At 50.9% G+C, this 15,670-nt stretch carries 14 protein-coding genes and 1 pseudogene; 9 read left to right on the top strand and 6 right to left on the bottom strand.

From position 1 onward, the window contains the following. Nucleotides 1-164: 164 nt before the first annotated feature. A complete protein-coding gene (hokE, locus tag ATB02_RS17915; RefSeq protein WP_000956465.1) occupies nucleotides 165-317 on the bottom strand; it encodes a type I toxin-antitoxin system toxin HokE in 153 nt (50 codons plus the stop codon). On the opposite strand from hokE, the pseudogene ATB02_RS27005 reads away from it, so the two are divergent. The 6 genes and pseudogenes from ATB02_RS27005 (at nucleotide 286) to ybdG (ending at nucleotide 4,737) form a co-directional block, all read left to right on the top strand. After that, nucleotides 286-545, top strand: a pseudogene (locus ATB02_RS27005) (hypothetical protein). The gene hokE and the pseudogene ATB02_RS27005 overlap by 32 nt on opposite strands. A gap of 223 nt (nucleotides 546-768) precedes the next feature. Continuing rightward, the gene (locus ATB02_RS17900; protein ID WP_105272009.1) at nucleotides 769-1,887 is read left to right on the top strand and encodes a YbdK family carboxylate-amine ligase; all 1,119 of its coding nucleotides are present in this window, start codon (nucleotides 769-771) and stop codon (nucleotides 1,885-1,887) included. 65 nt (nucleotides 1,888-1,952) lie between these two features. Beyond that, nucleotides 1,953-2,201, top strand: coding sequence for a DUF1158 domain-containing protein (locus ATB02_RS17895; RefSeq protein ID WP_105272008.1), 249 nt, complete (start codon nucleotides 1,953-1,955; stop codon nucleotides 2,199-2,201). A gap of 64 nt (nucleotides 2,202-2,265) precedes the next feature. Further along, a complete protein-coding gene (locus tag ATB02_RS17890) occupies nucleotides 2,266-2,634 on the top strand; it encodes an MmcQ/YjbR family DNA-binding protein (RefSeq protein WP_000360943.1) in 369 nt (122 codons plus the stop codon). 94 nt (nucleotides 2,635-2,728) lie between these two features. Then, nucleotides 2,729-3,382: an oxygen-insensitive NAD(P)H nitroreductase gene (gene nfsB, locus ATB02_RS17885; protein WP_105272007.1), complete on the top strand. Its 654-nt coding sequence runs from the start codon at nucleotides 2,729-2,731 to the stop codon at nucleotides 3,380-3,382. Nucleotides 3,383-3,489: 107 nt separating this feature from the next. Then, entirely contained in the window at nucleotides 3,490-4,737 is a 1,248-nt protein-coding gene (gene ybdG / locus ATB02_RS17880) for a mechanosensitive ion channel YbdG (RefSeq protein ID WP_001153126.1), read from the top strand. 156 nt (nucleotides 4,738-4,893) lie between these two features. On the opposite strand, the gene pheP is transcribed toward ybdG, so the two are convergent. From pheP to cusC, 5 genes are all read right to left on the bottom strand, one after another. Then, nucleotides 4,894-6,276, bottom strand: a complete 1,383-nt coding sequence (gene pheP, locus ATB02_RS17875) for a phenylalanine transporter (protein ID WP_105272006.1) — start codon at nucleotides 6,274-6,276, stop codon at nucleotides 4,894-4,896. A 101-nt stretch (nucleotides 6,277-6,377) separates the two neighbouring features. Continuing rightward, entirely contained in the window at nucleotides 6,378-9,521 is a 3,144-nt protein-coding gene (gene cusA / locus ATB02_RS17870; protein ID WP_105272005.1) for a Cu(+)/Ag(+) efflux RND transporter permease subunit CusA, read from the bottom strand. Between the two features lie 11 nt (nucleotides 9,522-9,532). Then, nucleotides 9,533-10,756: a Cu(+)/Ag(+) efflux RND transporter periplasmic adaptor subunit CusB gene (gene cusB, locus ATB02_RS17865; RefSeq protein WP_046080577.1), complete on the bottom strand. Its 1,224-nt coding sequence runs from the start codon at nucleotides 10,754-10,756 to the stop codon at nucleotides 9,533-9,535. A gap of 15 nt (nucleotides 10,757-10,771) precedes the next feature. Beyond that, nucleotides 10,772-11,104, bottom strand: coding sequence for a Cu(+)/Ag(+) efflux RND transporter periplasmic metallochaperone CusF (gene cusF, locus ATB02_RS17860; protein WP_000709876.1), 333 nt, complete (start codon nucleotides 11,102-11,104; stop codon nucleotides 10,772-10,774). A gap of 23 nt (nucleotides 11,105-11,127) precedes the next feature. Beyond that, nucleotides 11,128-12,510, bottom strand: a complete 1,383-nt coding sequence (cusC, locus tag ATB02_RS17855; protein ID WP_105272004.1) for a Cu(+)/Ag(+) efflux RND transporter outer membrane channel CusC — start codon at nucleotides 12,508-12,510, stop codon at nucleotides 11,128-11,130. A 156-nt stretch (nucleotides 12,511-12,666) separates the two neighbouring features. Between cusC and cusR the strand changes: the two genes are divergently transcribed. The 3 genes from cusR (at nucleotide 12,667) to ATB02_RS17835 (ending at nucleotide 15,483) form a co-directional block, all read left to right on the top strand. Further along, the gene (gene cusR, locus ATB02_RS17845) at nucleotides 12,667-13,350 is read left to right on the top strand and encodes a copper response regulator transcription factor CusR (RefSeq protein WP_046083680.1); all 684 of its coding nucleotides are present in this window, start codon (nucleotides 12,667-12,669) and stop codon (nucleotides 13,348-13,350) included. Then, nucleotides 13,340-14,788 (top strand): Cu(+)/Ag(+) sensor histidine kinase CusS, encoded by a 1,449-nt coding sequence (gene cusS / locus ATB02_RS17840; protein WP_105272003.1) that lies wholly within the window; start codon nucleotides 13,340-13,342, stop codon nucleotides 14,786-14,788. Before cusR ends, cusS begins: the two co-directional genes overlap by 11 nt. A gap of 263 nt (nucleotides 14,789-15,051) precedes the next feature. Next, entirely contained in the window at nucleotides 15,052-15,483 is a 432-nt protein-coding gene (locus ATB02_RS17835) for an SMI1/KNR4 family protein (protein ID WP_237710163.1), read from the top strand. Nucleotides 15,484-15,670: the final 187 nt, after the last annotated feature.

The following is a 15,670-nucleotide window of genomic DNA, read 5'->3' as shown; positions in this document are numbered from 1 at the left end:
TTATACAGTGAGTCCTGTTTCGGACTTCTGTTGGCAAAACTGATCATTGCCCTTAAAACGACATCGCCCGCAGCCATCACTGACCGCGGGCGAAAGTGTAAAACAGGTGCCTTACCACCCTGACCTGACAACCGGATATGCGGGGATTACTCTCCGCACAACGGCTACTTCTTCGGTTCGTAAGCGAGAACAGCCTTAAACTCAATATTACGTTCCTTCACCGTAAACTCACACAGCGAGTCTCCGACCAGAAGCGTAAATCCCAGCACCGTCAAACACAGCACTATGACTGCCACAAGGGCATATTTCGTCAGCATGTTTATATTGCCTCCATGCGAAGAAGGGACTACCATCCAAATTGTTCGGGTTTGGAGTGGCAGCCCCAGGGTTGATAGAAATATCTCCTGGGGCTTCATCTTTCCAGACCTCAGAGTAAACCTGAAACCGGAAAGCTTCAGGCACCCGCAGTCATCTTACCCTTCCTTAGCAAAATAGCTGTTTATTTATACAGTTGGTCTTATTTCGGACTTCTCACTACGCATTAGATCAACCGAAACTAAGCCAGTTTTTCCTTCGCCCCTCAATCATCAAAATTCTCCGCCGCCAGCCAGCTCTGCCATAACTTGGCACATTGCAAAAGTAGCCAAACTTCTTCAGTCACAATCAGTTCACCATCACCAAAAAAAAGAAACATTCCAGAACTTCCGCATCTCCCCCGGCCGCTCCCACTTCTATACTGAAATGAAAACGCCAACATAAGAGAAACCTATGCCAATACCCGATTTTCAAGTCTCTGAACCTTTTACCCTCGGTATTGAACTGGAAATGCAGGTGGTTAATCCGCCGGGCTATGACTTAAGCCAGGACTCTTCAACGCTGATTGACGCGGTTAAAAATCAGATCACTGCCGGGGAAGTAAAGCACGATATCACCGAAAGCATGCTGGAGCTGGCGACGGATGTTTGCCGTGATATCAACCAGGCTGCCGGGCAATTTTCAGCGATGCAGAAAGTCGTATTGCAGGCAGCCGCAGACCATCATCTGGAAATTTGCGGCGGTGGCACGCACCCGTTTCAGAAATGGCAGCGTCAGGAGGTATGCGATAACGAACGCTATCAACGAACGCTGGAAAACTTTGGTTATCTCATTCAGCAGGCGACCGTTTTTGGTCAGCATGTCCATGTTGGCTGCGCCAGTGGCGATGACGCCATTTATTTGCTGCACGGCTTGTCGCGGTTTGTGCCGCACTTTATCGCCCTTTCTGCCGCATCGCCGTATATGCAGGGAACGGATACACGCTTTGCTTCCTCAAGACCGAATATTTTTTCCGCCTTTCCCGACAATGGCCCAATGCCGTGGGTCAGTAACTGGCAACAATTTGAAGCCCTGTTTCGTTGTCTGAGTTACACCATGATGATCGACAGCATTAAAGATCTGCACTGGGATATTCGCCCCAGCCCCCATTTTGGCACGGTGGAAGTTCGGGTGATGGATACCCCATTAACCCTTAGCCACGCGGTAAATATGGCGGGATTAATTCAGGCCACCGCCCACTGGTTACTGACGGAACGCCCGTTCAAACATCAGGAGAAAGATTACCTGCTGTATAAATTCAACCGCTTCCAGGCCTGCCGTTATGGGCTGGAGGGTGCCATTACCGATCCGCACACTGGCAATCGTCGGCCACTAACGGAAGACACCTTGCGTTTACTGGAAAAAATCGCCCCTTCCGCAGATAAAATTGGCGCATCGAGCGCGATTGATGCCCTGCATCGCCAGGTCGTCAGCGGTCTGAATGAAGCGCAGCTGATGCGTGATTTCGTCGCCGATGGCGGCTCTCTGATTGGACTGGTGAAAAAGCATTGTGAGATTTGGGTCGGAGAATAAGTCGGGAATTGCCTTACAGAAGAATATCCCTGACAATGGTGTTTTAACTTACATTTAACAATGTTATGAAACACCCTTTAGAAACCTTAACCACCGCAGCAGGCATTTTGCTGATGGCTTTCCTCTCTTGCCTGCTGCTGCCCGCCCCCGCACTGGGGCTGACGCTGGCACAAAAACTGGTGAACACGTTCCATCTGATGGATCTTAGCCAACTTTACACTTTATTGTTTTGCCTGTGGTTTTTAGTGCTGGGCGCAATTGAGTATTTTGTTCTGCGCTTTATCTGGCAACGCTGGTTCTCACTGGCGGATTAAACGTCGATTATCACCGTACTTCACGGCATACTTTGCTTATTCTCCTTCGCCTAAAGGAACGTTTATGGATAAGCAATCACTGCACGAAACGGCGAAACGCCTGGCCCTTGAGTTACCCTTTGTCGAGCTTTGCTGGCCTTTTGGCCCGGAGTTCGATGTTTTTAAAATTGGCGGCAAGATTTTTATGCTGTCGTCGGAGCTGCGCGGCGTCCCCTTTATCAATTTGAAGTCCGATCCACAAAAATCCCTGTTAAATCAGCAGATATACCCGAGCATTAAGCCAGGGTATCACATGAATAAGAAGCACTGGATTTCAGTGTATCCAGGCGATGAGATCTCCGAAGCGTTACTGCGCGATCTTATCGATGATTCATGGAATTTAGTGGTTGATGGCTTATCTAAACGCGATCAAAAAAGAGTGCGCCCAGAGTAAAAGCGAAAATCTATAGCGCATTTTTCTCGCTTACCATTTCTCGTTGAACCTTGTAATCTGCTGGCACCCAAAATTACATACACATGGAGTCTTTATGGATATCATTTCTGTCGCCTTAAAGCGTCATTCCACTAAGGCATTTGATGCCAGCAAAAAACTTACCCCGGAACAGGCCGAGCAGATCAAAACTCTTCTGCAATACAGCCCATCCAGCACCAACTCCCAGCCGTGGCATTTTATTGTTGCCAGCACGGAAGAAGGCAAAGCGCGTGTTGCCAAATCCGCCGCCGATAATTACGTGTTCAACGAGCGCAAAATGCTTGATGCCTCGCACGTCGTGGTGTTCTGCGCGAAAACCGCGATGGACGATGCCTGGCTGAAACAGGTTGTTGACCAGGAAGATGCCGATGGCCGCTTTGCCACGCCGGAAGCGAAAGCCGCGAACGATAAAGGTCGCAAATTCTTCGCCGATATGCACCGTAAAGATCTGCATGATGATGCTGAGTGGATGGCAAAACAGGTTTACCTCAACGTCGGTAACTTCCTGCTGGGCGTTGCGGCGCTGGGTCTGGACGCGGTGCCAATCGAAGGTTTTGACGCCGCAATCCTCGATGAAGAATTCGGTTTGAAAGAGAAAGGCTACACCAGCCTGGTGGTGGTTCCAGTGGGCCATCATAGCGTAGAGGATTTTAACGCGACTCTGCCGAAATCTCGTCTGCCGCAAAGTATCACCTTAACCGAAGTGTAATTCTCCTTTGCCGGGCATCCGCCCGGCTATTTCCCCTCAGATTTTCCTTATTTGCATAACCCTGTTTCAGCCGTCATCATAGGCTACTGTTGTATAAAGGAGACGTTATGCAGGATTTAATATCCCAGGTTGAAGATTTAGCGGGTATTGAGTTTGATCACACCACCTCGATGGTGATGATTTTCGGTATTATTTTTCTGACTGCCGTTGTGGTGCATATTATTTTGCACTGGGTAGTACTACGGACCTTCGAAAAACGTGCCATCGCCAGTTCACGGCTATGGTTGCAAATCATTACCCAGAATAAACTCTTCCACCGTTTAGCTTTCACCTTGCAGGGGATTATCGTCAATATTCAGGCGGTATTCTGGCTGCAAAAAGGCACCGAAGCGGCTGATATTCTGACCACCTGCGCGCAGTTGTGGATCATGATGTATGCACTGCTTTCAGTCTTCTCGTTGCTGGATGTTATTTTGAATCTGGCGCAGAAATTCCCGGCGGCGTCTCAGTTACCGCTGAAAGGGATATTTCAGGGGATTAAACTGATCGGCGCGATTCTGGTCGGCATTTTGATGATCTCGCTGCTGATTGGTCAATCGCCAGCGATTCTGATCAGCGGTCTTGGTGCAATGGCTGCCGTGCTGATGTTGGTATTTAAAGATCCGATTCTTGGTCTGGTGGCAGGTATTCAGCTTTCCGCGAACGATATGCTGAAACTGGGCGACTGGCTGGAGATGCCGAAATACGGCGCGGATGGCGCGGTGATCGATATTGGGTTAACCACCGTCAAAGTGCGTAACTGGGACAATACCATTACCACTATTCCTACCTGGTCTCTGGTTTCTGACTCCTTTAAAAACTGGAGCGGGATGTCAGCATCCGGCGGGCGACGTATTAAACGCAGTATCAGCATTGATGTCACCAGTATTCATTTTCTTGATGAAGACGAAATGCAACGTCTGAATAAAGCGCATTTGTTAAAACCTTATTTAACCAGCCGCCATCAGGAAATTAATGAGTGGAATCGCCAGCAAGGTTCTACGGAGTCGGTATTAAACCTGCGTCGAATGACCAATATTGGAACCTTTCGCGCCTATCTGAACGAATATCTACGTAACCATCCACGGATTCGTAAAGATATGACCTTAATGGTACGCCAACTGGCTCCTGGCGATAACGGTTTACCGCTCGAGATCTATGCGTTTACCAACACCGTGGTGTGGCTGGAATATGAAAGTATTCAGGCTGATATTTTCGACCACATATTTGCGATTGTCGAAGAGTTTGGTCTGCGGCTTCATCAGTCGCCAACCGGCAATGATATTCGCTCCCTGGCAGGTGCATTTAAGCAGTAATTAAAAAATCCGCTCTCATCGAATGGATGAGAGCGGATTCAGATGGTTGACTTCGTTTTGTCGGATGCGGCGTGAACGCCTTATCCGACTTACAGAATCGTTACAAATTGTAGGCCCGATAAGCTTGCGCATCGGGCAAATCAGCCTCACATCAGCTTAATTCGCTTTTCTACGCAATGTTTTAAACGCCACAAACAGGAATACAATCCACACCGGCAGCAAAATTGCCGACAAGCGCATATCATCCAACGTGCACATCAGCAGCAAAATCATGCCGAGGAAGGCAATGCAGAGATAGTTGCCGAACGGATAGAGCAGCGCTTTAAACTGTGTTTCTCGTCCCTGACGTCGCATCGCCGCGCGAAAACGCAGATGCGCCAGACAGATCATAATCCAGTTCAACAGCAGCGTTGCCACCACCAGCGCCATCAGCAGACCAAACGCTTTTTGCGGCAGCAGATAGTTAATCAGCACCACCAGAGAAGTGATCGCCCCGGAAAGCATCAGCGAGTTGATCGGCACACCGCGATGGCTAACGCGGGTAAGAAACTTCGGCGCATTACCCTGCACAGAAAGGCCAAACAGCATGCGGCTGTTAGAGTAAACCCCGCTGTTATACACCGACAGCGATGCCACCAGAATGACGAAGTTCAGCGCAGAAGCCACCACGTTGCTGTCGAGATTATGGAAAATCATCACAAACGGGCTACTGTTGGATTTCACTTCCACCCACGGGTAGAGCGCCAGTAAAACCACCAGTGAACCGATATAAAACAGCAGAATGCGATACACCACCTGATTTACCGCTTTCGGAATGCTTTTTTCCGGATCGCGCGCTTCAGCAGCAGTAATCCCAATCAGCTCCAGACCGCCGAAGGAAAACATGATCACCGCCAGGGACAAAATCAGCCCATTCCAGCCAGTGGCAAAGAAACCACCGTAGCGCCAGAGGTTGTCGATACTGGCTTTCTCGCCGCCGTGACCAGAAAACAGCAGCCACAGGCCAAAGCCAATCATGCCGATAATTGCCAGCACTTTAATCAGCGCAAACCAGAACTCAGTTTCGCCATATAAGCGCACGTTCACCAGGTTAACGGCGTTGATGATAATAAAGAAGGCGGCAGCCCAGATCCACGTTGGAACATCCGGGAACCAGTACTGCATATAGATGCCCGCAGCGGTCAGCTCAGCCATCCCCACCAGTACGAACATCACCCAGTAGTTCCAGCCAGAGAGGAAGCCCGCAAACGGTCCCCAGTATTTATAGGCAAAGTGGGCAAACGAACCGGATACCGGCTCCTCAACCACCATCTCGCCAAGCTGGCGCATAATCAGGAAAGCGATGATCCCGGCGACGCCGTAGCCCAGCAACACAGCCGGACCGGCCATCTGAATCGCCGGGCCAATGCCAAGAAACAGACCAGTACCAATGGCGCCGCCCAGCGCAATCAGTTGAATATGACGGTTATGTAATCCGCGATGAAGCGTCGGCTCTTGATTCGACGCAGTATCTTCCGATACGGTTGACGCGTTTTTCACGCCTTTCCCCTGTGTGTCTTTTTTGTTGAGGGGCACCTTTTAACATTTAGTGCCCATCGTCGCAAGACACAATCCACACGGTTAAACCGGGTATCTTGCTTTTATTTCCGTACCCGGTGTCGGTGCAGCCACATCAGCTTATACGCCGCCGGAATAATAAACAGCGACAGCAAAGGTGCGGTGATCATGCCGCCAATCATCGGCGCGGCAATCCGGCTCATCACCTCTGAACCTGCCCCCGTTCCCCACAAAATCGGCAGCAGACCCGCGATAATCACCGCCACCGTCATCGCTTTCGGGCGCACACGCAGCACTGCGCCGTGATACAACGCCTCATCCAGCTTCTGCTCGCTGAATGTTTGCGGATTATTCAACGACGGCTCTGCCTCTATGGCGTGACGTAAATACATCAGCATCACCACGCCAAATTCGGCGGCGACTCCCGCGAGGGCGATAAAGCCAGTGCCCGTTGCCACGGAAAGATGAAAGTCCATCCACCACAGCAACCAGATGCCACCCACCAGCGCAAACGGTACGCTGCTGATAATCAGTAACGCTTCACCCACGCGACGGAACGCCAGATACAACAGCACGAAGATGATCATCAACGTCATCGGCACCATGAGTTTCAGCTTATGGTTGGCGCGCTCCAGTAGCTCGAACTGCCCGGAGAATGCCACGCTGGTGCCCGGTTTTAACTGCACTTTCCCGGCAATCGCTTTTTGCAAATCGTGAACCACCGACACCATGTCACGATCGCGGGCATCGATATAAATCCAGCTTGTCGGACGCGCATTCTCGGTTTTCAGCATCGACGGTCCGGTAGAGACTTTAACGTCGGCCACATCCGCCAGGGTGATTTGCTGCTTCATCGGCGTCAGGATCGGTAGCTGGCGCAGCGCCTGTGGGCTATCGCGCCAGCTTTGCGGATAACGCAGATTAATTGGATAACGGGCAATCCCTTCCACCGTTTCACCAACCATCGCCCCACCCACCGCAGATGTCACAAACAACTGCACATCCGCCACCGTCATACCGTAACGGGCGGCTTTTTCACGGTTGATCTCAACGTTGATATAGCGCCCACCTTCCAGACGCTCGGCAAGGGCAGAAGCCACGCCTGGCACCGTTCGCGCCACTTCTTCAATTTGCTCCGCCATCGCGTCGATATCCGCCAGCACAGTGCCGGAAACTTTAATGCCGATGGGGCTTTTAATGCCGGTTGAGAGCATATCGATACGGTTACGGATTGGCGGCACCCACAGATTCGCCAGCCCCGGCAGACGCACGGTGTTGTCCAGTTCCTCAATGATTTTGTCCATCGTCATGCCTGGCCGCCACTGATCCTGTGGCTTAAGCTGGATGGTCGTTTCTACCATCTCCAGCGGTGCGGAGTCGGTGGCGGTTTCCGCTTTCCCGGTTTTGCCAAACACCCGCGCCACTTCCGGCACGCTCATAATCAGCTTGTCGGTTTTTTGCAGCATACTCGCCGCCTCCGCTGCGGAAATCCCCGGCAGTGTCGATGGCATATACAACAAGTCGCCTTCATTGATCTGCGGTAAAAATTCTCCGCCAACTTTATTGAGCGGCCAGAGAACCGTCAGCACCGAAAGCGCTGCCACCAACAGCGTGGTTTTCGGCCAGTGCAGTACTTTCAGCAATAGCGGATGATAAACACGAATCAAAAAGCGATTGAGCGGGTTACTGCTTTCCGGTGGAATTTTTCCACGGATCCAGTAGCCCATCAGGATGGGGATCACTACGATCGCCAGCAGCGCCGCGCCCGCCATCGCATACGTTTTGGTGAACGCCAGCGGGCCAAACAGACGCCCTTCCTGCCCTTCCAGGGTGAAGATCGGGATAAACGACAGCGTGATAATCAGCAGACTGATAAACAGCGCTGGCCCCACTTCAACAGATGCATCGGTGATCACCTGCCAGCGCGTTTTATTATCCAGCGTGGCGTCAGGATGCTGGTGCTGCCACTCTTCCAGCCGTTTATGCGCATTCTCGATCATGACGATAGCGGCATCGACCATCGCCCCGACGGCAATCGCAATACCGCCCAGCGACATAATATTGGCATTCAGCCCCTGGAAGTGCATGATAATAAAAGCAATACACAACCCCAGCGGCAACGAAATAATCGCCACCAGCGCCGAGCGCACATGCCAGAGAAACAGCGCACAGACTACCGCCACTACAATAAACTCTTCCAGCAACTTGCCGCTGAGGTTGTCGATGGCGCGGTCAATGAGCTGGCTGCGATCGTATGTTGTAACTATCTCCACGCCTTCCGGCAGACTGCTTTTCAGCGTTTCCAGTTTGTCCTTCACGGCAGCGATCACTTCACGGGCGTTTTTGCCGGAACGCAGGATCACCACCCCACCCGCCACTTCTCCTTCGCCATTCAGTTCGGCAATGCCCCGGCGCATTTCCGGGCCAACCTGGACCTTCGCAACATCACGCAGATAGACGGGCACGCCATTTTCACTGGCTTTTAAAACGATGTGATTAAAGTCGTCGAGCGTTTGCAGATAGCCGCTGGCGCGCACCATATATTCCGCTTCCGCCAGTTCGATCGACGAACCGCCCGCTTCCTGGTTTGAAGCATCCAGCGCGCTTTTTACTTCGGCGAGACTGATGCCATATTGCGCCAGGCGCTGGGGATCGATAACCACCTGATACTCTTTCACCACACCACCTACCGACGCCACTTCCGCAACGTCAGGGATAGTTTTTAACTCATATTTGAGAAACCAGTCCTGCAATGAGCGTAAATCGGCCAGATCGTGCTTACCGCTGCGATCCACCAGTGCATATTCATAGATCCAGCCAACACCCGTGGCATCTGGTCCCAACTCGGCGCTGACTCCCGCAGGCAGCTTACCCTGTACCTGGTTGAGGTACTCCAGCACCCGCGAGCGCGCCCAGTACGGATCAGTGCCATCTTCGAAAATGACATATACATAAGAGTCGCCAAACTGCGAGAAACCGCGCACAGTCTTCGCGCCAGGTACTGACAACATGGTGGTGGTTAGCGGATAAGTCACCTGATTTTCAACGATTTGCGGTGCCTGACCGGGATAGCTGGTTTTAATAATCACCTGCACATCGGAGAGATCCGGCAGCGCATCCACTGGCGTGTTAATGATAGTCCAGGTGCCCCAGATACTCAGAAACAACGCGCCCATCAGCACCAGAAAACGGTTCGCCACCGAGCGACGAATAATCCATTCAATCATTGGTTATTCCCTCAATGCGCATGGGTAGCACTTTCAGAGCGCATCCGCTCCAGTGCGCCAGAAATATTGGCTTCAGAATCAATCAGGAACAGGCCGCTGGAAACCACCTTTTCACCTTCCGCCAGACCAGAACGTAGCGCGGTGACGCCTTGCGACGCCTGGAAAACAGCAACGCGTTTCGGTACAAAGCGCCCGTCGGCATCAACGGTAATCACCCGCTGTTCGTTACCAGTATCAATCAGTGCCTGTGACGGAATGAGCAGCATCGGTTCGCTGGCGGTGTTGAGTTGCAACCAGGCGTTCATTCCCGGTTTTAGCGCCTCGTCGGCGTTGTCGACTTCCAGACGCAGTTGCAGCGTGCGGGTCGCGGCATCCACGCCGGGTAGAAGGGTCCATTTGCGGATGCTGAGCGTTTTATCCGGTCGCGCCGGAACGGTGAGCGTAAACTGCGAGGCATCTTTCACCAGCCAGGCGATGGACTCCGGGATCGCAGCAGTGACCCACACCGGGTCCATACCCTGAATTTTCGCGACCACGTTATCTTTGGCGATATTCATTCCCGCGCGCAGATCAAACGCGGTGATCACGCCATCAATGGGCGCTTTGAGCGTAAAGCGAGTCTGGATTTTTTGCGTGGCGATCAGGCGGCGAATATCGGCCTCCGGCATTCCCGCCAGCCGCAGGCGTTCAAGAATACCGTCGGTCTGGGTCGCCGTCCCGCCGGTTTCACGCAGCAGTAAATACTCACTCTGCGCTTCCACCCAGTCGGGAATGGTCAGGTCGAGAAGCGGTGTGCCCTTTTGCACTTTATCGCCCACGGTGAGCGGATACACCTTGTCGATAAACCCAGCGGCGCGGGCCTGCACAATGGCAAACTGATACTCGTTGTAACTGACATTCGCCGGGAAACTCTGGGCAAAAGTCAGCGGCCCGCGCGTGACGGTCGCCGTTTTCACCCCCAGATTTTGCGTCTGGGTCGGGTCAATGCGCACACCAGACGCAGAACTCTCTTCATCGGCATATTTCGGCACCAGATCCATATCCATAAACGGCGATTTACCTGGTTTATCGAACCGCGTATTGGGATACATCGGGTCGTACCAGAATAATATTTTACGTTCTGCGGTCGGCGTTTTTTCTGCGGGCGGTTCAGCCTTTGCAAACCAGGTAAAACCTGCCGCAGAAATAATACCGCCCGCGATCATGCTGCCGATAATAAGCGCGATTTTTTTCATCTCATTAAACCTGGGTTACTGGCTGACTTTAATATCCTGTAATAAAGAAAGGTTGCCCTGCTGGACAAAATTAAACGCTACTTTGTCGCCAGTTTTAATTTCACTCATTTTCGTCTGCGGGGTGATGGTAAAGCGCATGGTCATCTCCGGCCAGTTCACGGCGGCAATCGGATCGTGGTGGATGGTGATTTTTTTGCTTTCCAGATCAATAGTTTTTACCACACCGGTGGCGCTAATGACCTGTGGTTGTGCCTCGCTCATGGTTTCATGATGATGTTCGTTAGCCTGGGCATTAAAGCCAATAACAGTAAACAGACTGAACATTGCGACTTGCAGTGCTTTTTTCATTTATTCTCTCCTGAAGTTAAAAATTATTGCTGCCAACCGCCCCCTAAGGCGGTATATAAAGAAATTTCGTTAACCTGACGGGCATAATTCAGGTCGAGTAAAGTTTGTCGGGTTGCAAATAAGGAACGCTCGGCATCCAGCACTTCCAGATAACTTACCGCGCCGTGCTGATATAATGCCCGCGCCCGTTGCAACGTAATTTGCAGCGACGCCAGATAACGCTGCTGGGCGCTGATTTGATCGTTCAGGCTTTGACGTAATGCCAGCGCATCTGCCACTTCTTTAAAGGCGTTCTGAATTTTCTGTTCATAATTCACCACCGACTGCTGCTGGCGAATTTCGGCGATATCCAGATTGGCCTGGTTGCGTCCGGCATTAAAAATGGGGATCTCAATTTTGGGAATAAAATTCCACATCCCGCTGCTGGCGTTAAATAATGATGACAGATCGCTGCTGGCGGTTGATATTCCACTGGTCAGGCTTATAGACGGGAAAAATGCCGCACGCGCAGCACCAATATTGGCATTAGCCGCCATTAACGCGTGTTCAGCTTCCATAATATCCGGGCGCTGCAACAAGATTTGCGACGACAAGCCCGCCGGTAATTTAACGCTTTGCAGGCTGTCGCTGTTTACTGTCTGCGCTTGCGGCAGCTTGCCGTAGTTTCCCAATAACAGTTGCAATGCATTATTCGCCTGCGCCAGTTCCCCCTGACGTTTAGCGATATCACTGCGGGTACTTTCTATCACCCCGCGAGCCTGTTCCAGCGCCAGAACATTGCTGCTACCGGTCAACAGTTGTTTTTCAACAAACGCATATGACTGCTGATAATTACGCAGCGTTTCTTCGGCTATTTGTAATTGCGCATAAGCCAGTTGCTGATTGAAATAGCTTTGCGCGACATTAGAAACCAGCAGAATATGCACCGCGCGCTGAGCTTCCTCAGTGGCTAAATAATTTTGTCGCTCGGCTTCGCTCATGTTCTTTAAGCGACCGAAAAAATCGAGATCAAAGCTGGCGTTAAGGCCAGTCGAGAACTCCCGCGTCGTGGCTGAATCGCCTTTAAGATTGCCGCTCCAGCTGCCGCTACCCTCGCCATTGAGCTGCGGGTAGCGGTCGGCATCGGTCAGACGATATTGCGCCCGTGCCTCCTGCACTTTCAGCGTCGCCATGCGCAAATCCCGATTATTCACCAGCGCCTCGCTAATCAGCGTCTTCACCTGATTATCAACAAAAAAGGTGCGCCAGCCCGCGTTCTGGTAGTTATCTACCGCGTTAACCAGGCCGTTCTGGCTGAGTGAGAACTGCTGCGGCACGGGCATTGCCGGACGCTGATATTCCGGTGCCAGTGAACAACCGGTTAGCGCAAGGGCCACACAAAATGGCAGAAGTTTACAAGGAGACATAGGCACATAATTTCTGGTGATTTTATGCCGCCAACTTTACACGCCAGGCTCTGATTTTCCGGTGACAGGAAAATGACAAAATTGTCATTTTGCCAATAAGCGATTGCCATCTGATCCCGCTACTCTAGAATTGCCCGGGCAACATGCGGAGGAAATATGAAACTGTTGATTGTCGAAGATGAAAAGAAAACCGGCGAATACTTAACCAAAGGGTTAACCGAGGCCGGTTTTGTGGTTGATTTGGCCGACAACGGGCTGAATGGCTACCATCTGGCGATGACCGGAGATTACGACCTGATAATCCTCGATATTATGCTGCCGGACGTGAACGGCTGGGATATCGTGCGCATGTTGCGTTCCGCCAATAAAGGGATGCCGATTCTGTTGCTTACCGCGCTTGGCACCATTGAACATCGCGTCAAGGGGCTGGAGCTGGGAGCGGATGACTATCTGGTGAAGCCGTTCGCTTTTGCTGAACTGCTGGCACGGGTGCGCACTCTACTGCGGCGCGGAGCGGCGGTAATTATCGAAAGTCAGTTTCAGGTTGCCGATCTGATGGTCGATCTCGTCAGCCGCAAAGTCACCCGCAGCGGCACGCGCATCACTCTGACCACTAAAGAATTTACCCTGCTGGAATTTTTCCTTCGCCATCAGGGCGAAGTGCTGCCCCGCTCGCTTATCGCCTCGCAGGTGTGGGACATGAATTTCGACAGCGACACTAACGCCATTGATGTGGCGGTGAAGCGGCTGCGCGGCAAAATCGACAACGACTTTGAGCCAAAGCTAATTCAGACCGTGCGCGGCGTAGGCTATATGCTTGAGGTGCCGGATGGCCAGTAAGCCGTTTCAGCGCCCGTTTTCGCTGGCAACCCGCCTGACCTTTTTTATCAGCCTTGCCACCATTGCAGCGTTTTTCGTCTTTGCCTGGATCATGATCCACTCGGTAAAAGTGCATTTTGCCGAGCAGGATATTAATGATTTAAAAGAGATTAGCGCCACATTCAAGCGCGTTCTTAATCATCCCGAAGAGACACAAGCCCGACGCTTAATGACGCTGGAAGATATCGTCAGTGGTTATTCCAACGTGTTGATTTCCCTGGCAGATAGCCACGGTAAAACGGTGTATCACTCTCCCGGTGCGCCGGATATCCGCGAGTTTGCACGTGATGCCATACCCGATAAAGACGCTCGGGGCGGCGAGGTGTATCTCCTTTCCGGCCCGACAATGATGATGCCAGGCCACGGTCACGGGCATATGGAACACAGCAACTGGCGGATGATTAACTTGCCGGTTGGCCCGTTGGTGGACGGCAAACCGATTTATACGCTCTACATCGCGCTGTCTATCGATTTTCATCTTCATTACATTAATGATTTGATGAATAAACTTATTATGACAGCATCGATCATCAGCATCCTGATCGTCTTTATCGTGCTGTTGGCGGTACATAAAGGCCACGCGCCAATTCGCAGCGTCAGCCGTCAAATCCAGAACATTACCTCGAAAGATCTCGACGTTCGCCTCGATCCACAGACCGTGCCCATTGAACTGGAACAACTGGTGCTGTCGTTCAACCATATGATCGAGCGTATCGAGGATGTCTTTACCCGCCAGTCCAATTTCTCAGCGGATATCGCCCACGAAATTCGCACGCCGATTACGAATCTCATAACGCAAACGGAAATCGCCCTCAGCCAGTCGCGCAGCCAGAAGGAGCTGGAAGATGTGCTCTACTCTAATCTCGAAGAGCTGACGCGAATGGCGAAAATGGTCAGCGATATGCTGTTTCTCGCTCAGGCCGATAACAACCAGTTAATCCCCGAAAAGAAAATGCTCAACCTGGCGGATGAAGTTGGCAAAGTGTTCGATTTTTTCGAGGCGTTAGCGGAAGATCGCGGCGTAGCACTACGGTTTGTTGGCGACAAATGTCAGGTTGCGGGCGATCCGCTGATGCTGCGCCGGGCGCTAAGCAACCTGCTTTCTAACGCCCTGCGTTATACGCCGCCCGGAGAGGCAATTGTAGTGCGCTGCCAGACGGTCGATCACCAGGTGCAAGTTACCGTCGAAAACCCCGGTACGCCCATTGCGCCCGAGCACTTACCGCGTTTGTTTGACCGTTTCTACCGCGTTGATCCTTCCCGCCAGCGAAAAGGTGAAGGTAGCGGCATTGGGCTGGCGATAGTGAAATCGATTGTTGTCGCGCATAAAGGCACGGTTGCGGTAACGTCAGATGCGCGGGGGACAAGGTTTGTTATCGGGCTACCGGAGAGGGAGTGATTGGTCAGATAATACAGTGGATGTTAATTGAATTGAGAATTAGCTATTTCGTCACGAGAAAAAGCGTAAAATCCGTTTCGTGCAGATGGTGAGTTTTATCAGGGTATGGCGGTAGCGCAACTGCCTTCGGATAATATATATAGTGTGAATGTATACCCCAGATAACTTCACCATCCCAATATATTCTTGAGATTAAAATATCGTATATTAATCGTATGGGTGAAAATCCTGTTAATATTTTAACGAATCATGAGTACTATAAAGTGGAAAAAATCATAGAACAGATAAAACCATTTTGGACAAAATATGATTCTTTGTCAGAAAAAGATATGATGTTGTTAGAGTCCAATTTCACGCATCGTTTTCCAGAAGATATGAAAGAGTTTTTTCTGTGGTCTAACGGTGGAGCAGGTAAATTTCACAATATTTACATTTCCTTGTGGCCATTAGACGAAATCAAGGAATTAAATGATGGTTATTTAATCAATCATTATCTAGGTGAACAGTTCATGGCTTTTGGTTCTGATGGTGGGCCGATATGTTTTTTACTGGATTATCGTAATCCAGAACACACCAGAATATCTTCCGTAAATTTTGGTGACCTGGATATAGCTGAAGTAAAACAAATAGCAATTTCATTCGATGTTTTTTTAGAGTTGGCAGGAAATGGAGAAATTATAAGTAATAATTTATAATCAAGTAATTTCCCCTCACGCTGGCGATTGTCGTGGAATGCAGCGAAATTAATTTTATGAATAATAAAGTATTAGGGCAGGATTAAGACATAAGATACGGATAAAATTCTCATATACAAAGGATTACGAATGGCAACTGCAAGGATAAATGTTTTTTGCACGAATGAAGAGCTGTCTGATTGGCTCG

The organism is Escherichia sp. MOD1-EC5189, assembly GCF_002966045.1.
Taxonomy (GTDB): domain Bacteria; phylum Pseudomonadota; class Gammaproteobacteria; order Enterobacterales; family Enterobacteriaceae; genus Escherichia; species Escherichia coli_F.
The sequence above is the reverse complement of the archived record's forward strand: the minus strand, read 5'-3'. Positions and strand labels throughout refer to the sequence as shown.